This is a genomic window from Vreelandella rituensis (assembly GCF_003336665.1).
In the GTDB taxonomy this organism is placed as follows: Bacteria; Pseudomonadota; Gammaproteobacteria; order Pseudomonadales; family Halomonadaceae; genus Vreelandella; species Vreelandella rituensis.
In genome coordinates, this window is the sequence record NZ_QPIJ01000054.1 from 1 (window position 1) to 20,167 (window position 20,167).

The 20,167-nt window shown below is 62.7% G+C and carries 22 protein-coding genes; all 22 read left to right on the forward strand.

What is annotated here, in order from left to right; all coding sequences use genetic code 11:
• Positions 1-414, forward strand: a 414-nt coding sequence (locus DU506_RS17065) for a DUF1441 family protein (protein ID WP_114488092.1), incomplete at its 5' end; no start/stop codon positions are given.
• Positions 415-2,568, forward strand: a complete 2,154-nt coding sequence (locus tag DU506_RS17070; protein WP_114488093.1) for a phage terminase large subunit family protein — start codon at positions 415-417, stop codon at positions 2,566-2,568.
• Positions 2,569-2,738: 170 nt separating this feature from the next.
• Entirely contained in the window at positions 2,739-3,023 is a 285-nt protein-coding gene (locus DU506_RS17075; RefSeq protein WP_114488094.1) for a hypothetical protein, read from the forward strand.
• 1,117 nt (positions 3,024-4,140) lie between these two features.
• Positions 4,141-4,350, forward strand: a complete 210-nt coding sequence (locus DU506_RS21735; protein ID WP_181870798.1) for a phage head-tail joining protein — start codon at positions 4,141-4,143, stop codon at positions 4,348-4,350.
• Positions 4,350-6,131: a phage portal protein gene (locus DU506_RS17080; RefSeq protein WP_181870799.1), complete on the forward strand. Its 1,782-nt coding sequence runs from the start codon at positions 4,350-4,352 to the stop codon at positions 6,129-6,131. Before DU506_RS21735 ends, DU506_RS17080 begins: the two co-directional genes overlap by 1 nt.
• Positions 6,118-6,705 (forward strand): collagen-like protein, encoded by a 588-nt coding sequence (locus tag DU506_RS17085; protein ID WP_114488096.1) that lies wholly within the window; start codon positions 6,118-6,120, stop codon positions 6,703-6,705. The genes DU506_RS17080 and DU506_RS17085 overlap by 14 nt, the downstream gene beginning before the upstream one ends.
• A 165-nt stretch (positions 6,706-6,870) precedes the next feature.
• Positions 6,871-7,215 (forward strand): hypothetical protein, encoded by a 345-nt coding sequence (locus DU506_RS22000; protein WP_268877338.1) that lies wholly within the window; start codon positions 6,871-6,873, stop codon positions 7,213-7,215.
• Positions 7,203-8,162 carry a hypothetical protein gene (locus DU506_RS21740; RefSeq protein WP_197099305.1) on the forward strand — a complete coding sequence of 320 codons (960 nt, stop codon included), beginning with the start codon at positions 7,203-7,205 and terminating at the stop codon, positions 8,160-8,162. The genes DU506_RS22000 and DU506_RS21740 overlap by 13 nt, the downstream gene beginning before the upstream one ends.
• On the forward strand, positions 8,159-8,587 hold the full coding sequence (locus DU506_RS17095; protein ID WP_114488097.1) for a hypothetical protein: 429 nt from the start codon (positions 8,159-8,161) through the stop codon (positions 8,585-8,587). The genes DU506_RS21740 and DU506_RS17095 overlap by 4 nt, the downstream gene beginning before the upstream one ends.
• The gene (locus tag DU506_RS17100) at positions 8,584-8,925 is read left to right on the forward strand and encodes a hypothetical protein (protein WP_114488098.1); all 342 of its coding nucleotides are present in this window, start codon (positions 8,584-8,586) and stop codon (positions 8,923-8,925) included. The genes DU506_RS17095 and DU506_RS17100 overlap by 4 nt, the downstream gene beginning before the upstream one ends.
• A 53-nt stretch (positions 8,926-8,978) precedes the next feature.
• Entirely contained in the window at positions 8,979-9,380 is a 402-nt protein-coding gene (locus DU506_RS17105) for a hypothetical protein (RefSeq protein ID WP_114488099.1), read from the forward strand.
• 1 nt (position 9,381) lies between these two features.
• Complete coding sequence (locus DU506_RS17110) at positions 9,382-9,681, forward strand: hypothetical protein (RefSeq protein WP_114488100.1); 300 nt, start codon at positions 9,382-9,384, stop codon at positions 9,679-9,681.
• Between the two features lie 80 nt (positions 9,682-9,761).
• Positions 9,762-10,823, forward strand: coding sequence for a head maturation protease, ClpP-related (locus DU506_RS17115; RefSeq protein WP_114488101.1), 1,062 nt, complete (start codon positions 9,762-9,764; stop codon positions 10,821-10,823).
• A 2-nt stretch (positions 10,824-10,825) separates the two neighbouring features.
• Positions 10,826-11,479 (forward strand): head decoration protein, encoded by a 654-nt coding sequence (locus DU506_RS17120; RefSeq protein ID WP_114488102.1) that lies wholly within the window; start codon positions 10,826-10,828, stop codon positions 11,477-11,479.
• A gap of 34 nt (positions 11,480-11,513) precedes the next feature.
• Positions 11,514-12,524, forward strand: coding sequence for a major capsid protein (locus DU506_RS17125; RefSeq protein WP_114488103.1), 1,011 nt, complete (start codon positions 11,514-11,516; stop codon positions 12,522-12,524).
• On the forward strand, positions 12,525-12,854 hold the full coding sequence (locus DU506_RS17130) for a hypothetical protein (RefSeq protein WP_114488104.1): 330 nt from the start codon (positions 12,525-12,527) through the stop codon (positions 12,852-12,854).
• Complete coding sequence (locus tag DU506_RS17135; RefSeq protein ID WP_114488105.1) at positions 12,851-13,510, forward strand: phage tail protein; 660 nt, start codon at positions 12,851-12,853, stop codon at positions 13,508-13,510. The genes DU506_RS17130 and DU506_RS17135 overlap by 4 nt, the downstream gene beginning before the upstream one ends.
• Positions 13,507-14,001: a hypothetical protein gene (locus DU506_RS17140; protein ID WP_114488106.1), complete on the forward strand. Its 495-nt coding sequence runs from the start codon at positions 13,507-13,509 to the stop codon at positions 13,999-14,001. Before DU506_RS17135 ends, DU506_RS17140 begins: the two co-directional genes overlap by 4 nt.
• Before the next feature lie 106 nt (positions 14,002-14,107).
• The gene (locus DU506_RS17145) at positions 14,108-14,869 is read left to right on the forward strand and encodes a phage tail tube protein (protein WP_114488107.1); all 762 of its coding nucleotides are present in this window, start codon (positions 14,108-14,110) and stop codon (positions 14,867-14,869) included.
• Positions 14,870-14,953: 84 nt separating this feature from the next.
• Positions 14,954-15,625 (forward strand): hypothetical protein, encoded by a 672-nt coding sequence (locus tag DU506_RS17150; protein WP_197181641.1) that lies wholly within the window; start codon positions 14,954-14,956, stop codon positions 15,623-15,625.
• A gap of 8 nt (positions 15,626-15,633) precedes the next feature.
• Positions 15,634-19,767, forward strand: coding sequence for a tape measure protein (locus tag DU506_RS17155; protein ID WP_114488109.1), 4,134 nt, complete (start codon positions 15,634-15,636; stop codon positions 19,765-19,767).
• Positions 19,764-20,165, forward strand: a complete 402-nt coding sequence (locus DU506_RS17160; RefSeq protein WP_114488110.1) for a hypothetical protein — start codon at positions 19,764-19,766, stop codon at positions 20,163-20,165. Before DU506_RS17155 ends, DU506_RS17160 begins: the two co-directional genes overlap by 4 nt.
• Positions 20,166-20,167 lie beyond the last annotated feature (2 nt).

Consider the following 20,167-nt stretch of genomic DNA (forward strand, 5'->3'; position numbering starts at 1 on the left):
GGCACCTTTGGCATGAGCGAATACGTCGAAGGCATCGAGATCGACGTGCCCCGGCTGGGCGGCAAACGCGAGAACGCTGGCCGCAAGCCCAAGGTGTTCGAGGACCAGGTGCGCAAGGAACTGGAGGACGCGGGCGAGGTTGAGTACGCCGTCTCCCGGGCGCGCAAGGAGGCATGGACGGCCAAGACTGTCGAGCTGGACTACCGCATCAAGGAGGGCGAGTACGTGAAGCGCGAGGCTGTGCGCGAAGCCTGCGCCACCGCGTTCGCATCCATCGCCCAGACCCTGCGCTCAATCCCCGACCTGCTGGAGCGGCGCGAGGGCGTGGCACCGGAGACCTGCGAAACGGTGAGCAAGACGATTGACGACGCACTGAACACCTTGGCTGAAGAGTTCGAATTGTTCGGAGGCTGAGTGGCAGACGATTTCACCAAAGCGGTACAGGACGTTTTCTCCCCTCACGCAGCGTTCCGACCACCCAAGCGGGTTTCCGTCAGCCAAGGCGCGGCCGCCTCGCTGATCGTCAAGCAGACCGGCGGCACCACCGCCCCATGGTCGGCCACCGAAACACCCTACATGTGCGAGCCAATCGACACGCTGGCGAGCCGCCGGCACGAGGCCGTCGCCTTCGTCGGTCCAGCACGGTGCGGGAAAACCGAGGGGTTGATCACCGGCTGGATGGCGCACGCCGTGGTCAACGACCCTGGCGACATGGCTATCATCCACATGTCCCAAGAGAAGGCGCGCGAGTTCTCCAAGACCACCGTGGACCGCGCACTGCGCCACAGCCCGGACTTGGCTGCGCTCGTCTCGCGCAACGCCAACGCCGACAACACGTTCGACAAGAGCTTTCGCCACGGCATGTGGCTCAAGATCGGCTGGCCCACCGTCAGCAACCTGTCCGGCTCCACCTATCGCTACGTGGCCTTCACCGACTACGACCGTATGCCGGACGACGTGGGCGGCGAGGGCGCGCCGTTCCCGCTGGGGCTCAAGCGCACGCAGACCTTCCTGTCGCGCGGCATGTGCCTGGTTGAGTCCAGCCCCGGGCGCGACATCGAAGACCCGAACTGGAAACCGTCTACCCCGCACGAGGCCCCGCCGGTGCGCGGAGTGGTTGGCATCTACAACACCAGCGACCGGCGCCGGTGGTACTGGAAGTGCCACGACTGCCGCGAGTGGTTTGAAGCCGCGCCCGGTGTTGGTCTGTTCAACCTACCCCCGGACGACGAGTTGCTGGAGACGGTGCGCAGCGCCAACCTGGACAAGCTCGCCGAGCACTACGCCAAGATCGTGTGTCCCCACTGTGGGTCGCTGCACGGCGCCGACCAGAAGAAGGCTCTGAACGCCAACGGCCGGTGGCTGCGGGACGGCATGACACTGACCGTTGACGACGAACTGGTGGGCGAGGGCATGACATCTTCCATCGCCGGGTTCTGGCTGGGCGGCGTGGCGGCGGCGTTCCAACCGTGGCGCTCTATCCTAGTGCGCCACCTGCAGGGCCTGCGCCACTATGCCCTCAGCGGATCGGAAGAGGCCCTGAAGAACGCGATCAACGTGGACCAGGGCATGCCGTACATCTCGCGGCACCTGAAGGAGTCCCAATCAGGACGTGCCCGACCGCAGGACCGCGCTGAAAACGACCTGATCCGCTACCAGGTACCCGAGCAGACACGCATGCTCTCGGCCTCCGTGGACGTGCAGGGCGGGGTGAACGCGCGCTTCGTGGTGCAACTCCACGCCGTCGGCGTGCACATGGAGCAGTGGTTGGTGGATCGTTTCGAGATAAAACACTCGAAAAGGCCCGGAATGGGAAGCGAGTTTGCCCCTATCGACCCCGCCAGCTTTCCTGAAGATTGGGATGTGCTGACGGACAAGCTGCTCGACGCCACGTGGAAGACACCGGACCCCAACCGAGAGATCAAAATCCGCATGCTCACGGTGGACACCGGGGGCGAGGACGGCGTGACCCATAACGCCTACGCCTGGTATCGGCGCGTGCGCAAGGCCGGACATGCGCACCGCGTCACGCTCTACAAGGGTGCGTCCGAGCCCAAGGCACCGATCATCCGGGAGACCCTAGTGAGTGGCCGCAAAGGGACCAAGGGCGACATCCCTCTGCTGATCTGCAACCCGAACCTGCTGTCGGACATGGTGGCGGCGGGCCTGCGTCGGACCATGCCGGGGCCGGGTTTCTACCACTTCCCTCAGCCGAAACACCCCACACAGAACCCCGACGGCTGGCTGCCACAGGCGTTTTTTGACGAGCTGGAGGCCGAGGTGCGCGGCAAGAACGGCACCTGGCAGAAGGTCCGCAAGCGCAACGAGAGCTTTGACCTTTGCCGGATGATGATGGCGGGTATGCTGCGCATGCAGCTCGACAAGATCAAGGACTGGAACGTCGTGCAGCCATGGCTGGCGCCGCTCGACCGCAACAGCGAGATCGTGGCGCGCGAAGATCGCCGAGCAGCGCAGGAAAACAGCGTTATCGCCTTACCACCTGCAGAAGAAGTGCGCGTACTCCGGCCTGTGCGCAGGCCACGGCGAAGTGCGGTGGCGCAGTATTGAAATCGCTTGACGACTTCTTGCGCGTTTGCTAAATTACACACATCGCAACAACGTCAGTCCGACGATCTTTTTGAAAGGCAAATATGCAACCGTCCGAGCCCCGTTCTTTGTCCCTCAAGGCAGCCGCTTTTGCTGCTCTTGGTGCAGCATCTGAAAAGGTGACCCAGAGCATGGAGGCGTACCGCGTCAAGGCCAGTGGCCCAAACACGGCCTGCCAACTGCTGCAGCACCTCGGCGTAGCCAACGTGGGCCTGCCAGGTTACGGCAAGATGCGCTCGGCCAGCCACACCAAACGCGGCCCAGGTCGTCGTTTCACCATTGGCGACGGCACACGCACGTCCCAGCAGCGTCAGGCAGGCGCCTACGGACGCGGCTTGATGAACTGGGTTGCGAGCACTCAAGCTGCGCGCTCAGCAAATCGCAAAAATGCCAAAATGGCACGGGCCTGCGCTTAAAAACCCTTGACCTTTATTTCGCAAACGCGATAATACGAACCAGGCCAGCGCAACCAGTGGCCGGAGTTTAAAAGTCGAAAGGCTCTCAAACCAACTGGAAGATTTCGGTGACGAAGAGGCTGGGTTACACCCAGTAACGGTCCTCCGGTCGGACCCTAAGCCGGCGCGCTCTCAAACGCGAAAGGGGAAGGGGCTGATCCACCTACGGATTCTTGGAGCCTGCGCGAGCAGGGCCTTCAAGCGAGAGACTGATAAGAAGGTGCCACTGCCATTCTCACGCAAGGCAGCGTAGCACCGTAAATCGGCCTCTCACTTGAAGGTCGCACAGTGAAAAAGTGAGAACAAAGGCACTCTCGCACCACGTGGTGCTGTAGTAAAAGCTCCCTTAACAACGGGGTGATGTCCGCGCCATCCAACACTCCCTGCGACCCGAACTTGGAGCCTGCGCGAGCAGGGCCTTCAAGTGTGACACCTGGCCGGAAAGGGCCACCCGCAAGGGACAACCTCCGGTAGTACCCCGGAGTTGATGTTCAGGCGTCACACTTGAAGGTGGCCCAGCGGCCGAGGGTTAGCGCCTCGCCAAACTGACTTTCATGCGAAAACCTTGTGATCGTGGTGCGTAAACACTGCTTCATGTGAGCTGGGTCATTCTTCAACATCTCTCCCGCGCAGCGCGCCGTTTCGACGGCGGCAAAGGGATGATCGCCGGAAGCATGCGAGTACGCGATCCTGTCACGGCAGTAGCAGCACCGAACGTACTGGTGCGGTAGGCCCCGTGAGGTAATTACGTGACATCCCGGAGAGACGGGAACTAGCAAGCCTGCAGTTTGGCCTCTGGGCGATCCTGGGGGAGCGCACCAGACTGCAGACTCGATGGTGCTAAATGCCCGCGAGGTGGTTCTCGCAGTGTGGCGCCCAGTGGCCGGGGTTCAGCGCGGGTCTGACCAACCAAACACGGCCACCATCGACTTGTCTCAGCAGCAGACGCCGCCATCAGCGTCTCCTTTTAAAAGACTTTCCGTAAAAAGAAAGTCTTTCTTTTTTCCGAAATCGTGCCGCAGGCCGTTTTCGCGCCACCTCGCCGATGATGCCGATCATTTCGCATATCGGATCAACCATGGCCGTCACCCAGGCAGACATCGACAATCTAAACGCGGCCATTGCGGCTGGCGTTCGATCCGTCACCCTCGGCGGGCAGACGGTCATTTACGGAACGCCGGAGTCGCTGATCCAGGCCCGGGACGACATGAAGAAGGAACTGGCCGCACAAAGCCCGCAGCGCCCCCGCCAGTCCTATGCGTTCTACGCAGGTCGAGGGTACGACTGATGGCTCGGTACAGCGCAAACGGCAAGTTGATCGGCCGACCACCCAAGAACCCCCAGCCTGAGCAGACTCCGGTCGCCCAGGCCGCACGCACGTTCACCAACCGCTACGACGCCGCAGGGCAGGGCCGCCGCCTCGCTGGCTGGACACCACCCTCCAGCGGCCCCAACACGGCCATGGCTGGCCTGCAGACGATCCGCAACCGCTCGCACGACGCGGTGCGCAACGACTGGAGCGCCAAGAGCGTCACCCAGAAGTGGGCCACCAACCTCGTCGGCATCGCCATCACGCCGCGCTTCAAGCGCATCACCAGCAAGACACGCAAGCAGGAACTGACGGACCTGTGGAACGACTTCGTGAAGAAGGCAGACGCCGACTGCGTGCTCGACGGCTACGGCCAGCAGACCCTGGCCGTGAAGTCGTGGCTGGCCGCCGGTGAGGTGTTCGCCCGCCGTCGTGCCCGGTTCCTTGACGAAGACGGCCTCGCGGTGCCCATGCAGGTGCAACTGCTGGAGGCCGACATGGTGCCGCTCATGGACGCGGACCAGTGGAAGGGCCTGCCTGTCGGCCACGTCATCCGCTCCGGCATCGAGTTGAACAAGCGCGGCAAGCGCGTGGCGTACTGGGTTTACAAACAGCACCCGGGCGACAAGGGGTTCATGGGCGTGATGGACCCCGACGCGCTGGTGCGCGTGGCGGCATCAGACATGATCCACATGTTCGAGCCCGACCGTCCCGGTGCCCTGCGCGGCGTGCCCACCATGGCCTCGGTGCTGGTCAAGCAGCGCAACGCCGTGGACTACGAGGACGCGACGCTGGAGCGCCAGAAGCTGGCGAACCTGTTCGTCGCCACGATCTCGCGCACGCTGCCCCCACTGGACCCGAACGACCCGAACAACGGCGCGCTAACAGGCACGCCGTACGAGACCGACGGTGTGAGCCCCGAGCCGCTGGTCCCGCTGCGGCCCGGCCTAGTGCAAGAGCTGGAGGACGGCCAGAAGATGGAGTGGTCCAACCCTCCCGAGGCCGGCACCAACTACAGCGACTACATGCGCACGACCCATCTGGGCACGGCGGCGGGCGCTGGCCTGCCGTACGAGCTGATGGCGGGCGACATCCGCGAGGTCAGCGACCGCACGCTGCGCGTCGTGATCAACGACTTCCGCCGCTTTGCCGAGCAGCGCCAGTGGCAGATCGTGATCCCGATGTTCTGCCAGCGCGTGATCGAGTGGTTCGCTGACGCAGCGCTGCTGGCCGGGGAGATCACACTGGCCGAGTACGACGACGTGATTCGCGTAGAGCACGCACCCCACGGCTGGGCCTACATCCACCCCGTGCAGGACGTGCAGGGCAAGGCAGCGGAAGTCACGAACGGTTTCCGCAGCCGCTCCAGTGTCATCGGCGAGCGCGGTGACGACGCCGACACGGTGGACGAAGAGCGCAAGGTCGACATGGACCGCGAGAAGGAGATGGGTCTGTGGGTGGACCCAATGGGTGTCCCTGCTGCACCGGGCGAGGATGACCCGGAAGAGGACGGCATTGACGACGACGAATACAGCGCGCCGCCCAACCCCACGCAGGCCCAGCAGCGGGAGATGCACCTGGCGCTGCTCAAGCGCACCGAGGCTGAGACCGACGCGCTGCGCGCACGCGCGGCTGCCGCCAAGGCGCCGCCACCTGCGCCAGTGCCACCTCCGGTAGACCCAACGGCCGAGCAGACCCTGGCGCTACAGAACCGAATTCTCGACCTGCTCGGCGAGGGGGCCGAAGGTGGACAGCAATGATCGCGGCATCCTCACCCTGCTCGCCAAGGCAGTCCGTGACCTGCGCGCTCAGGTCAGCAATCTCGCCCGGCAGCCCGGCCCTCCCGGCAAAGACGGTGTACCCGGCAAGAATGGGCTGGACGGCAAGGACGGTATTGGCCTGCGTGGCGACCCTGGCCCTCGCGGCAGGGACGGTCCCCCAGGAAAGCCTGGCCGAGATGGGGCTCCCGGTAAAGACGGCGAGCGCGGGCCGATGGGCCCTATGCCCAAGCACGAATGGCAAGGCACCAAACTCCGGTTCCAACAAACTGAAGGTCGGTGGGGCAAGTGGGTTGACCTGCAAGGCAAGCCCGGCAAGGCTGGAACCGGCGGTGGCGTGTACGTCAACGCATCCACAGGTGGTGGCTCCGTCAACCCCGGCGACTTCCCCCTTGCCGACACCATCGTGCCCGACGACGAGATGGTCATCGTTCGGGGCGGGGTTCTGATGCGCGTGCGCGTGGTTCTACAGGCAGGTGAAGTGCCGACCAACGCGGTCACAGTCAACGGCGAAGCCGTCACGGTCAACGGTCAATATGTGGTGGTAACAAGCTGATGGAACACGAACTCATACCCGCTGGGGAAATTCACGCACCCCACAATTGGGTCGTCGCGGACGAGGCCGAGCGCCTGGCGCTGGCGCCGACCGAAACGGACGTGCGCAAGTATCTCTACCAGGAGAGCGACAAGACCGAGTGGGTACTGACCGGGCTCGCCCCGGTTGAATGGGCGCAGCACATCGGCCCCACTGGGCCAGCAGGTCCGACAGGCGCAACAGGCGCAACAGGCGCAACAGGCGCAACAGGCGCAACAGGCGCAACAGGCGCAACAGGCGCAACAGGCGCAACAGGCGCAACAGGCGCAACAGGCGCAACAGGCGCAACAGGCAATGATGGAGCGACCGGCCCAACTGGCAGTACCGGCGCCACCGGGCCAACTGGGGCGACGGGGAATGATGGCGCTGACGGCGCTACAGGGCCAACGGGTGCAACTGGTGCCACTGGCGGCACAGGCCCCACGGGAGCAACCGGGGCCACGGGTGGTGCTGGTGATGTGGCTGCGCTGATTCACGCCGCCACCAGCAAAGCAACCCCGGTCGATGCCGATGAACTGGGCATTGTTGACAGCGCTGCGTCCAACGTCCTCAAAAAGCTGACGTTTGCGAATCTCGCGGCGTGGGTGCGTGGGATCGCGCTCACAGGGTTGAGCACTGCGACGAACGCGGTGATCACTGCTGCAGACACGGTGCTGGTTGCTCTGGGCAAGCTGCAAGCGCAGGTCAACGAGCTGGACACCAAAAAGTTAGATAATACCGGTGGTGATATTGCAGGCAATGTAAATTTCTCGGGAACTGGTAGGCGTATTACTGCGGATTTCAGTAACGCGACCGTTGCGAGCCGAGCGATGTTTCAGACGAGTACGACTAACGGCGCTACGGTATTGGGGGCGATGCCAAGTGGGGCCGGTGGTTATTCAGAGTATTCACTTTACAACGGACCCGACCCGACAAACGCAGCTAAATTTGATTTTTCCATAAGCGGCAGTACCGCGCGGCTGCGCTCTACAGCCATAGGAACGGGCGCATCGCTCCCGATAAATATTGAAACTCCAGGCGGGACTACGCTTCATTTGGGGACGAATGGTGATGTGCTCGCGCTGCGTGGCGCGCTGGGTTACGGCACGGGAGCAGGAGGTACAGTTACTCAAGCAACCAGCAAAACCACCGGCGTGACACTTAACAAACCTAACGGGCAGATAACTATGAACAGTTCTGCATTATCGGCAGGCGCGGCTGTGGTCTTTAGCGTGAGTAATTCATACGCCTTATCCACAAGTTTAATTGATGTTTGCGGGGGATACAACTCCGGTGCCCCTGATCCATCTAATTATAGGATTGAACTTAATTGGTCTGGAAACGGGGTTTTTAGTGTAAGAGTGACAAATATATCCACCGGCACACTTTCAGAGGAGCTTGTAATCAATTTCCAATTAAGGACAGGTTCTACATCATGATTATCAAACAACCAATCCGCTACGAAAACGACCCCGCGACCCTCGAAGCAACATGGGTTGATGCAAGCGGCGCGGTCATCAAGTGCCACGCCTACAGCAACGGCCAAATGGACATGCTACGCGCAGACCTTGGCGCTGACGCCCCGCAGTACGAGGCACTACTCGCCCAGGTCGAGGCCGAATATGTGCCGCCTGAACCACCAACGCTTGCAGAGCGTCAGGCTGAAATCGTCGCGCGCATCCAAGCGCTGGAAGACCAGCACCTAATGCCGCGCATCACCCGCGAAACGATCATCGCGCTGGCTGAAGAACGCGCGGTTGCCATGGGGCTGACCATTGAGTATCTGCGTGCCAAGAACAAGGGCTACGCGGGTCTGAAAACCCTGGACGAACAGAGCGCAGCACTCAGGAGCCAACTGCCATGAGCCACCTCCTATTTTTCCCCGTCTACGCCTTCCTCCTGCTCTACGCACTGTGGGTGTTTTTCCTCGCGGTCATGTCGCTCAAGCGCGCCAAGGACGCCGGCACGCTGACCTTTTGGAACAAAATGTTCGGATACCCAGTGCTGTTCGTCGGGCTGCTATTGGACTTTCTGGCAAACACCTTGGTGCTCACGGTACTTCTGGGTGAACTGCCGCGCGAGGGAACTGTCACCGCCCGACTGAAGCGCCACAACGAGACAAGCACCGGCTGGCGCAAGGCTGTCGCCGTTTGGGCGGAACAGCACCTCGACCAGTTCGACCCGAGCGGCGATCACATCTGATCCGAAACCAGCCCGCAGTCCACCAGCACATTTTCCGACGACAATCGCCACCCATGCGACATCTAGACCCCACTGCGGCCTTCACCGTGCTGCTGGCCTCCATCTTTGGGGCTCAACTCAGTGCGGTGATTGGCCCCTACGCCGTCATCATCCTTGCAGCTACCACGGGGGCTGGCTGGGGCCTTGGGCGCTGCCCGCCGATGACCCGCGCGCAGGGCCTCTGGTACTTTTTGAAACTCAATTGCACCGCTTTGTTGGTTACAGTACCGATTGCATCCGGTGTTCAGCATATGCTCGGCTGGCAAGAGGCCAACTGGCTCCTGGTCCCCGTCGGCCTCCTGGTTGGCGGTGTCGGCAATAGCTGGCCCAAGGTCGGCGAGTGGTTCGTGACCTGGCTGGGTCGCCTGCTGGAGAAGCGCACCGGCACCGAGCAACCACCGAAAAAGGACGACTGAGATGAATTCCCACCTCTGGGCCCTGCTGAACACGGTCGTCTGCGGGGCGATCATGGTTGTCTGCATCTGCCGCTTGTCGGTCATGCACGTAGGCATTCGCAAGCTCGTCCGTCTCAAATACACCCTGCTGCTGTCCGGCGCCTGCGCATACGGATTTCAGCCGTTCATCTTCGGCACATGGCCCACGCCCGCAGGTATGTTTTTCGTGGTCACGGTGTTTGTCGGGCTGCTCACCAGCTCGCACCGCTGGCGCCGCGCCGCCCCCATCGAGACCGAAACACGTCCTGCCGAACTGGCCTGAGAGCGTCGTCCGAAATTGTGCCGCAGAGGTGAATAACGCAGGGATCAACACAATGCGCAGCATTCAGCAAAGGACTGCGCATGCGCCCCTGTTTCAAATTCACAGCCAAGGCGGGTAAAAAGCCCGCGGTCTTGGCGCTAGACGAGGAAATCGGCTTCTGGGGCACCCAGGCCAAAGATTTCCGTGCCCAACTGGATGCTGTCGAAGGCAACGAACTGGTGGTCGAGATCAACTCGATTGGCGGTGACGTGATGGCCGGCCTGGGCATCTACAACATGCTGCGCTCCTGGGCCAAGGACGGCAAGACCGTCACCACCCGCGTGACCGGCATCGCAGCCAGCATCGCCTCGATCATCGCCCTCGCAGGCGACAAGCGCGAGATGCCCAAGAACACGTTCGCCATGGTGCACCAGGCTTCGACCATCGCAGCCGGCACCTCGGAAGACATGCGCGACGCGGCCAACTGGCTGGACAAGGTGGACGGCTCTCTGCGCAACATCTACATGGACCGCATGGGTGCTGACGAAGCCAAGGCCGCCGAAATCATGGCGAAGGACACGTACCTGACCGCTGACGAATGCCTGGACCTGGGCTTCGCCACTGCGCTTCTGGACGACATCCGCGCCACGGCCAAGTTCGACCTGGCCCGCGCCGACCTGCCCGCCAACGTGGCTGCGATCTTCAAGGCGGAAGCCGACCCAGTGGTTGACCCCGTTGTTGACCCTGTGATCGACTCTGTGATCGACCCTGTGATCGACCCCGCGGTGCCAGACACCCCCGTCGCCAAGCAGATCGAAGCCCTGGCAATCACCGCTGGCCTGCAGGCCTACGCCGCTACGTTCGCAGTGGCCTGCACCTCGCTGGACGAAGCCAAGACCCGCATCACTGCGGCCAAGGAAATTGTGGCGCTCTGCGCCGTTGCCAAGCGCCCGGACGATGCCGCCAAGGCCATCCGCGCCAACCAGTCCGTAGAGGACGTGCGCGCCGCGCTGATCAAGGCAATGGCCGAGGCCGATGAGCACACCAACAACGCGCCTCCGGCGCGTGGGTCCCAAACCGCCGGCCAGTCCGGGGTGTTGTCGGCGAAAGCCGTCTACGAAAAGCGTGCGGCACGCAAGCAAAACTCTCGCAAAGGAAACTGACCATGGCAACCTCTCTTCTCTCCACGCCGCGCGTCAAAGCGGTGATCATTTCGGAAGCGTCCAACCAGCGCAGCCGTGAAAACATCGTCGTGACCCAATCGGGCACCGCGCTGGCCTCCGGCACCCTGCTGACCCGCTCGGGCGACGCAGGCGAGGGCACCTTCGCCATGGACGCCGGCGCAACTGGCAACCCCACGGCGGGCACTATCACTGTCGGCGCTGCGGCCATCCCCGGCGTCTACGTGATCGAGTTCACCGCAGCCACCAAGTTCACGGTGGAAGACCCTGAAGGCAAGACCGTCGGCACCGGCACGCTGGGTGCCGCCTTCAGCAAGGGTGGCGTCGGCGTCACGCTGACAGCAGGCGCAACCCCCGCAGTGGCTGGCGACACCGCGACCATCACCGTGGCTGCAGGCTCCGGCAAGTACATCGCCTACACCGCCAACGGCGCCGCAGGCCCCGCTGACGCGGTGCTCTACAACTGGCTGCCCGCCAAGACCGGCGACTCCGACGCAGTGGGCTTCGTGCGCGACGCCGAGCTGAACCGCTTCGAACTCACGGGTCTCGACGCGGCAGGCCAGACCGACCTGGCGAAGAAAGGTCTGATCGTGCGCGGCACGGCTGGCCTGCCAACCGTTTCCACCCCGGCTCTCTGAGCCTTTCATCTCTCGACTCAGGAGCACAAGAAACATGGCAACCCTCGACATTTTCCAGGACGATGCGTTCAGCGTTACGTCTCTGTCCAGCACCATCACGGACATTCCCGACGTGCCCACCAAACTGGGCGACAAGGGTCTGTTCCAAGAGGAAGGCATCTCGACCACTTCGTTCATGATCGAACGCCAAGGGTCGAGCATCAAGCTGCTGCCCACCGCCCCCCGCGGCGGTGTGCGTGAGCCTGTCGCCCTCGGCCCTCGCAAGCTGATCCCTCTGCACGCTCTGCACATCCCCGCCTCATGGTCGGTGCTCGCAGACGAAGTGCAAGGCATCCGCGCCTACGGCAGCGAGACCGAAGTCGAGCAGGCAGCCACACTGGTGCAGCGCAAGCTCGCCAACGTGCGTGCCAGCATGGACCTGACCCACGAGAACATGCGCGTCGGCGCACTCAAGGGTCTGGTGACCGACGCCGACGGCTCCACGCTGCTCGACGTGTACGACGCCTTCGGCATGACCCAGCAGACCCAGTTCTGGAACATCGCTGTGGCCGCCAACGGCGACCCCAAGGCTTCGATCATCACCCTCAAGTCGATGATCCGCGCCAAGATGGGTGGTCGCTCCTTCGGTCGCATCCGCGTGATCTGCTCGCTGGGCTTCTTCACCCCCCTGGTGCAGAACACCAAGATGATCAAGGCGTGGGAACTGTGGAACCAAGGCGCCTACCTGCGCACCGACCAGGTGAACGGTGGCGACTTCGAGTTCGCAGGCGTGATCTTCGAGGTCTACGACGGCGGCACCTCGGCCGGCGACTTCATCGCTGACGGTATCGCCTACGCCTACCCCGAAGGTGTCCCCGGCATGTTCCAGTCCAAGTTCGCACCTGCGGACTACATGGAGACGGTGAACACGCAGGGCCTGCCGTTCTACGCCAAGCAGGAAGCGATGCCTTTCAACAAGGGCATCATCGGCGAGGCGCAGTCCAACCCGATCCACTTCAACTCGTTGCCCGAGGCAGTCATCAAGCTGTCTGTGGCCGCGAGCTAAATGGCAAGCGTCTTCGGGCGCATGACGGAGAGCGTCCTTTCCCTGCTGGGCGAGGACGCTCTTTTACGTGGTGCGGTCCCCTGCAAAGTGAACATCGAGCACGACGTGCAGCTCGTCGGTATGGACGCCGAGCGCGCACAGAGCCGGGGCGACCTGGTGACCAACAGCGACGTGATCACCCTCGCTAAACGGCACAACCCCAAAGGCGGGGACTCTCTGAAATTCACGGGAACCGGGCCCCACGCGGGCCGCTCGTTCCGCCTCGAAACCATGATCGAGGACAACGGCTACTCCCGCCGCTACATCGTCATTGAGACGACGGTGCCATGACCAAAGCCCGCGACTACACGCTCAAGATCGACGCCTCCCAGGTAGTGAAACTGGGAGAACGACTCGCGCAGGCCAGCGGCGAAGAGATTGGCCGCGCGTCCGTCACCGCTTTGAACGAGGTGGTGGACCGCACATACGATCTGGCGCGCGACCGGATGATCGCCGGTATCAACCTGTCCGACGATTATCTGCGGCGTCGAATGACGCTCCAGCGCGCCACACCCGGCAAGCCGGTGGCGTCGATCACGGCCAGCGGTGCGCGCAACGCAACCACCGTGCTCGGGCGCTACGACGCCAAGCCGGTGATCGTAGCGAACAACAAAGGGCGGCCCGGAAAGGGCAACAAGGCCCTTGGCATCCCGTCGGGCCAGAAGCAGGTCGGTGTCACCGTTGAGGTGACCCGTGGGCAAACGAGTGACGGGTTTGTACCGCGCGGTTTCCTACTCCCGCTGAACCGAGGCACCGAGTCCGGTGGCAACGGCTTCGGCGTTTTCGCGCGTTCGCGCGACGGCAAGTTGCGCCACCGCTACGGCCCGTCCGTGTATCAACTGTTCGCCTACCAGGTCGAGCGCATCGTGAACGATGTGACCGACGACCTGGAAGACACCCTCGCCGCACAGGTTGACCTGGCGCTGCAGAAAGCCATCGAACCATGACCGCCACCCCCGCCATCTTCAAGAAGTCCTCCGACATCGCCGAGTATCTGACCACGGTACTGCAGGGCGTCACCAAGGCCAACGGCTACAAGACCGACCTCGGCACCACGGTGTACCGGGGCCGCCTGAAGCACGATGAGGACCGTGTGCCCTACGCCGTGCTTATCGAGGGTGAGGACCGCCCGCAGGAGAACGACGGCGGCCGACTGGACATCACCCTGGAGCAAGACTTCGTACTCGGCGCCTACGTGCACTGCAACGTGGACAACCCGAACGATGCCGCGCACGACGCGATCAAGGACATCAAGAAGGCGGTGTTCTCCAGCGACCTGGCCCGACGACCGATTGCCGGTGCGCGCGGGGCCAACGGCCGCGTAGCGAAGTTGAGCTACCGGGGGAAGGACATCGGCCCCCGCGCCGATGGCAAGAACATTGTGTTCGCCGTCGTGCACATCACGGTGGTGTTCGCCGAGAACCTGCTGGAAGCCTGAGTCCGAAATTGTGCCGCAGAGGTCGATTCGCCCTGTGCGATGACACTGCGAGCGTTGTAATCCGATCTTGCCGTGAGTGCGGCATGACATTCTCAAGGAGTTTCTCATGGCAGCACGCAGCTTCAATGGCGCTGGCGACGTTTACTTTAACCGTATGGTGGACGGCGTAAAGCAAGGTCTTGTCGGGCCGATCTACGCCGACAGTCTCTCGATCACCCCCAGCGTCGAAACGATCCAATCGACCAGCAAGGGCCGGTATGACTATGGTCAGGTGCTGGAGAGCGTGAACATCGCCCAACCGTCTGAGTTCTCCATGGCGCTTAAGGAAGTTACCGGCGACATCTTGACCATGGCCTTCCTCGGAACCTCTGCCGCGTTCACCGAAGCCTCCGGCACGCTGACGGGCTACGACCTGACTGTCACACAGGTGGGCACATGGCTCCCCATCGGCAAAAAGAATCTCGCCACACTGGTTACCGTTGAAGACGCGGCCACTGGTGGCGCCACGCTGATCGAAGGCACCGACTACAAACTGAACCGCCCCATGGGCTGGATCATGGCGCTGGCCGGGGGCGCTCTGGCGGTAAACGACCACGTTTTCATTACCTGCGCACATAGCGGTGCCACGGGCACGAACGTTAAGGGCTCCACCCGCACAGAAGTTCGCGTTGAAATCATTTTCGACGGTATCAACCAAGCTGACGGCACCCAGTGCACGGCAACGATCTGGGAAGCCATCCTGGCGCCAGACAGCGAGTTTGACTTCCTGGCGGATGACTTCGGGAACGTAAACCTGACGGGGACACTGAAGACCCCGGTCGGCAAGGACGCTCCGTACGAGGTGTTGATCCAAGACCCCGTGGCCTAAGCACTGCTGGTGTGGCGGGCCCGCCCGCAGCCCAAACCCGCCACGCGCCTTCAGCCTGGCGGGTTTTTTCATTCAAGGATCGTCATGCATAAATGCACCCGATGCGGGTTGACCAAGACCCCTAGTGAATTCTACAAAGCCACCAAGAATCCTTCGGGCCTGCAGTCCCGGTGCAAAGAGTGTTCGAAGGCGACAAACCGCGAGTGGATGGCGAAGCACCCGGAAAAAGCTGCGGAGTACACCAAGCGGTACGAAGAGAACAACGCCGAGCGTCGCAAAGAACTCCGCGCGATCAGTCGCGCGGCGTATGCCCCGCGTCGTCTTGAACTGGGACGCGCGCTGGAAGAGAAAAACCGCGCGAAGCGCAAGGCACAGGCCGACGCCCGTCGCGCGTCGATGCTTGATCGCCATAATGAAAAGTCGCGCCGTTGGCGCGCCGCGAACTTGGAAAAGTCCAAGGCCATCTTCAAGAAGTGGCGGGACGCCAACCCGGGCGTGATGGCGATGCATTCGGCGAAATGGCGCGCGGCCCTTTTGCAAGCAACCCCAACATGGGCCGACCAAAAGAAGATCGCGGAATTCTATGAGGCCGCCGACGGCCTGAGCATGCTCACTGGGGAGTGGTATCACGTGGACCACATCGTACCGCTGCAAGGTAAGACGGTGCGCGGCCTGCACTGCGAAGCCAACCTCCAAGTCCTGCCTGAAGCCGAGAACATCCGCAAAGGCAACCGCCACTGGCCTGACCAGCCCTGAAAGACACCATGGCTACTTCGAATCGTGATGTAACCCTCAAACTGAGCGTTGAGACCCTCGGTGAAGACGGTATCAAGGAACTGCAGAAGGCGGTTGAAGCTCTCGGGCGCGACGGCGGCGCAGCGGCGCCTGAGTTCCAGAAGCTCGCCGACGAGATCGGCCGCCTGGGCGAGCAGAGCCAAGCGCTGACCACGTTCCGGGAACTGAGCGAGGAAACCGACAAGCTGGCCGCGCGCCAAGTGGACGCCGCCGACAGCGCCGCGCAGATGGCCGAGCGGCTGGAGGTGTTGCGTGATGCCACTGCTAAGGCCACCCAGCGGCAGAGCGAGGCCAACGCCGAGTTGTTGAAGGGTCAGCGCACGCAAGCCGAGGCCACGGCAGCGTTGCGACTCCTGAAGGCAGAATACGACGCGGCCGGGAAGAACACTGCAGCCTACCGCGACCAACTGGCCGATGCGGTCAAAGCTCAGAACGCAGCAAACGTCGAACTCGTAACGCTGCGCGCCAACCAGAAGGCAGCCAACGCCGAAGCCTCGTCGGCCGTGGCCGAGCAAGGCAAACTGGAGACCCAGTACAAGAAGAGCGCGGCACAGGTCGAACGCCTGGACACCGCCCTGAACAAGCAGAACGAGGCGCTACGTCAGGCGACCACGGCGGCCGAGGCGCTGGGGCTGTCCACTGCAGACGTAGCTGCGGCTGAGGGCAAGCTGCAGGCGATCTTCAACTCTGGCGTTCAGACCGTAAACGCGCGCAACGCAGCGCTCCGCGAGATGGCAGAAGCCAACCGCCTGCTCGCCATCGAAGAGAAGGCAGTTGCAGACCTGCTGGCACGCGGCCAAGCGGCGCTGCAGGCCGAGACACTGGCCCAGCGCGATGCGGCGCGGGCCACGGAGCAGTACGCGGCCACAAAGCGCGAAGCGGCTGCGGCCAACGATGCCTGGCAGAAAGAGGCCGAGGCCCTGGTCAACGCGGCCCACGCCGCCCAGCAACTGGCCCGCGAGACCGAGATTTTGGCTGCGGCCCAGCGTGAACTCGCCAACCAGAACGCCTTCGAGAAGCAGGCCACCGAAGCGCAGAAACTGCTGCAGGCGGCCCAGTACGTCAAGTTCTGGGAGAACGCGCTGGAGCAGGCCGAGACCCAGGTCAAGCAGACCGCTGACGAAGCCCAGAAGGCTGCCCAGCGCATCGACAACGCCTTCGGCACGCTCGGCGTGCGCTCGGTGCAGGCCGTCCAGCAGGAAATCGCCGAGACACGCGCTGCGATGGCAACCCTGGCGACCACTGCCGGGCAGACGGGTGCACAGCTCTCCGGCGCCTTTGCTGCGGGCGAGAACAAGATCAAGGTGCTGGAGCGGGAAATCCGCGAGCTGACCGGCACGCTGACCACCGCCGACAAGGCGGCCGGCCTGTTCAAGAACTCGCTGGGCCAGATTGCGGCCGGCAACCTGATCGCGGACGCCGTGGGCGCGATTGTGGAGCGCGTCAAGGACATGGGTCGCCAGTTCATCGCCTCGGTCGTGCAGCTCGACACGTTCCGCCGGGCCATGAACGCTGTCTACAAAGACACCGCACTCGTCGCCAGCCAACTGGATTTCCTACGCAAGACCGCCAACGATAGCGGCGTGGGGGTGGGCGGCCTCAGCGACTCGTTCGTCAAGTTCTCGGCATCCATGAAGTCGGCCAACGTACCGGCGCAGCAGAGCAACGAGCTGTTCGCCTCGCTGACCCGCGCCGCAGGCTCGCTGGGCCTCGGCGCCGAGCGCACGTCCCTGGCCCTGGACGCACTCAGTCAAATAGCGTCCAAGGGCGTCGTTAGCATGGAAGAGCTGCGACAGCAATTAGGGGATTCCCTACCTGGTGCGCTCAGTTTGACGGCCAAGGGGCTCGGAATCACCGACGCCGAACTGGTCAAACTGGTGGAGTCAGGCAACTTGGCAGCGCGCGACTTCTTCCCGTCGTTCACCAAGGGTCTGCAGGAACTGCACGGCGAGACAGAAGGCTTGGTGCCCACGTGGGAGCGCCTGAAGAACGCCTTCACACTGGCCGCCCAAAACGCTGGTGACGCCGGCTGGCTGGAAATCCTGACCATGGGGTTGCGCGGTCTGGGCCTGGCGGCAGGATCGGTACTGCTCCCGCTCAACGCCCTGTTTGAATTAATGGCGGGCCTGATCCGGTCTGGGGGAGCCTTGGTCGCAGCCATCGCCACATGGACAAACCCCATGGAGGCTTTGAGTGAAATCTGGGGACAGGCTGCGGATCGCCAGTCCAAGTTGACCGAGGCTTTCGACGCGACGATCAAGGGGGTCGCTCAGACAAGCGCCGCCACGACGCAACTGACCAGTAAAGTCCAAGAGACTATCACCTCGACCGACGGCCTGACCAACTCGCAGAAGCTCGCAGCCATCGCGGCGCAGCTAAATGGAGACGCCACACTAGAGGCGGCTGCGAAGTACGTTCAACTCTCTATTGCCACGGCCACGCTGATCAAAGAGCAGGAGAACGAGACGCTGAACCTGGAGCGCGTCGCCAAAGCGCGCAAGGAAGAGGGTGAGACCCTGGTGGCGCTGGCGAAGTTGCGAGGCGATGAACAGGGCGTCCTGAAGGCAGCCAGCCAAGCGGCGGAAGAGTACGCACTTGCCAGCGCGCGGGTCGCGGCTTCGAAGCAGGAAGAGCTGAAAATCCTGGAGCAACAGTTGGTCGCACAGCAGGCCAAGCTCGAAGCCGACAAGGCGACGGCGGATCAGCAGGAAAAAGAGACGCAGAAGCTGCGCGAACTCATCAAGACCAAGCAGTCCGAGGTCGAGCAGACCAAGGCGTCAACGGAGGCGGCAAAACAGGAAGTCGCGGCGCGCAAACTGGCCGTTGAGATATACGGCGACCAGTCGGCCAAGATGGCCGAGTACCGCGCCGAAATGGATCGGCTCATCCTCGTCTTGCAAGAGTACGAAAAGCTCAACATCAACGGGAAAAAGACTGACGAGGAAGTCGCGGCTGTGCGCCAGAAACTGGCCGAGATAACGGCCAAGTACAAAGACACCGTGAATGACTTGGCACGGAACCTGCGCCTGCAAGCGGCAGAAGAAGTCGCCACGCTGAAGACCAAACAGGCTTCACTTTCCGTGGACATTCAGATTGCACAGGCAAGTGCCAACATCGCTCGCCTTCGTGGGGATAACACCAAGGCGATGCAGTTGGAGCGCGAGGCCATGGCGAAGCAGATCGAGGTCGCCAAGATCAAAATCGAGATCGACCGGGTACAGGCACAACTCCAGATCAAACTTCTCGAAAACGAGAAGTTGAAGCTCCAAGCCAGTGACGCCAACTACAAACTGTTGGTGCGGGAGTTGGACCTAAAGATCAAGTTGCAGAAGGCAACCCTTACCGAACTGGATGGCGCGGACAAACTCATCCGGTTGAAAGAAGAAGAGAACCGCCTGCGGCAGCAGGCCACCAACGACCTCGGCAGTGAGGCATCCGCGCGAGGCAACGTCACAGAGGCCAGCGAGCGCCAGGCCGACGCCATGGCGAAGATGCTCATGCAGTACACACTCAGCGCCGACTACAGCGAGCGGCAGATCGCCATCTTGGAACGAGAAGCCGCCGCCGAGGAAAAACTGGCCGAAGCCCGCCGCAAGCGCCTGAACGTGGACAAGGAAGGTTACTCCTTGAACACCGCAGGGGAGCGCGTGATGGCCGGGGAAACCCAAGAGCAGGTAGACCGCGACATCGCCCGGCGTTACGGCGAAGAGAACATCGGCAACCCAGACGCCATCAAGGCTCGCGGCCTGGCAGAGATGCTGAAGTTCATCTCCAGTCAGGGTGGGCAGATTCGAGACCCCAACTACAGCAAGCAGGTGGCTGACATGCGCCGGCAACTGCAGGAGTTGGAAGCGAAGCTGCTCAACACAGGCCCGGCACCAGGCGGCACGGCGACCACACCCGCAGGTGGGGGATCGACGACGCCAGGCGGCAGCCCTTCGGGTGGGCGCCCAAGCAGCGGTGGCGTCAGCAGCGGGGGGAACCTGACCGTCAACCTCGGCGGCCGCAACCTCGGAACCATCACCGGACTGAACCCCACGCAGTCACGTGAAACTCTCGCAGTGCTTCGCGCACTTGAAACCTCACAAGGAACCGCAGCATGAGCCTCACCCTGGCCGATGGCACGACCACACTGACCTTGAACCCAGACCTGTTCTGGTCCGACGAGAACAACTGGAACCCGGTCGAGCAGACTGCCGACCGCACGATCACGGGCGCGTACATCGTCCAGGCGGCGGCGAGGGTCAAGGGGCGACCCATCACGCTGGAGCCGGAGAGCGACAGCAGCGCGTGGATGACGCGCGCCGACGTGACGGCGTTGCGAAATTGGGCCGCAGTACCCGGCAAAACCATGACTCTTACACTTCGCGGCGAGGCTCGGGAGGTCATCTTCCGTCACCAGGACGGCGGTTTTGAGGCCCGTCCTGTGATCCAGTACCGCGATGGGCACGAACTGCCTGCCGACTTTTACCTCTGCACCATCCGTCTCATGGAGATTTAACA

What these genes read in the sequence shown, in the direction of transcription:
- DU506_RS17075 (WP_114488094.1), top strand. Translation starts at nt 2,739, where the DNA reads ATGGAGGCGTACCGCGTCAAGGCCAGTGGCCCAAACACGGCCTGCCAA.
- DU506_RS21735 (WP_181870798.1), top strand. Translation starts at nt 4,141, where the DNA reads ATGGCCGTCACCCAGGCAGACATCGACAATCTAAACGCGGCCATTGCG.
- DU506_RS17080 (WP_181870799.1), top strand. Translation starts at nt 4,350, where the DNA reads ATGGCTCGGTACAGCGCAAACGGCAAGTTGATCGGCCGACCACCCAAG.
- DU506_RS17095 (WP_114488097.1), top strand. Translation starts at nt 8,159, where the DNA reads ATGATTATCAAACAACCAATCCGCTACGAAAACGACCCCGCGACCCTC.
- DU506_RS17100 (WP_114488098.1), top strand. Translation starts at nt 8,584, where the DNA reads ATGAGCCACCTCCTATTTTTCCCCGTCTACGCCTTCCTCCTGCTCTAC.
- DU506_RS17105 (WP_114488099.1), top strand. Translation starts at nt 8,979, where the DNA reads ATGCGACATCTAGACCCCACTGCGGCCTTCACCGTGCTGCTGGCCTCC.
- DU506_RS17110 (WP_114488100.1), top strand. Translation starts at nt 9,382, where the DNA reads ATGAATTCCCACCTCTGGGCCCTGCTGAACACGGTCGTCTGCGGGGCG.
- DU506_RS17115 (WP_114488101.1), top strand. Translation starts at nt 9,762, where the DNA reads ATGCGCCCCTGTTTCAAATTCACAGCCAAGGCGGGTAAAAAGCCCGCG.
- DU506_RS17120 (WP_114488102.1), top strand. Translation starts at nt 10,826, where the DNA reads ATGGCAACCTCTCTTCTCTCCACGCCGCGCGTCAAAGCGGTGATCATT.
- DU506_RS17125 (WP_114488103.1), top strand. Translation starts at nt 11,514, where the DNA reads ATGGCAACCCTCGACATTTTCCAGGACGATGCGTTCAGCGTTACGTCT.
- DU506_RS17130 (WP_114488104.1), top strand. Translation starts at nt 12,525, where the DNA reads ATGGCAAGCGTCTTCGGGCGCATGACGGAGAGCGTCCTTTCCCTGCTG.
- DU506_RS17135 (WP_114488105.1), top strand. Translation starts at nt 12,851, where the DNA reads ATGACCAAAGCCCGCGACTACACGCTCAAGATCGACGCCTCCCAGGTA.
- DU506_RS17140 (WP_114488106.1), top strand. Translation starts at nt 13,507, where the DNA reads ATGACCGCCACCCCCGCCATCTTCAAGAAGTCCTCCGACATCGCCGAG.
- DU506_RS17145 (WP_114488107.1), top strand. Translation starts at nt 14,108, where the DNA reads ATGGCAGCACGCAGCTTCAATGGCGCTGGCGACGTTTACTTTAACCGT.
- DU506_RS17150 (WP_197181641.1), top strand. Translation starts at nt 14,954, where the DNA reads ATGCATAAATGCACCCGATGCGGGTTGACCAAGACCCCTAGTGAATTC.
- DU506_RS17155 (WP_114488109.1), top strand. Translation starts at nt 15,634, where the DNA reads ATGGCTACTTCGAATCGTGATGTAACCCTCAAACTGAGCGTTGAGACC.
- DU506_RS17160 (WP_114488110.1), top strand. Translation starts at nt 19,764, where the DNA reads ATGAGCCTCACCCTGGCCGATGGCACGACCACACTGACCTTGAACCCA.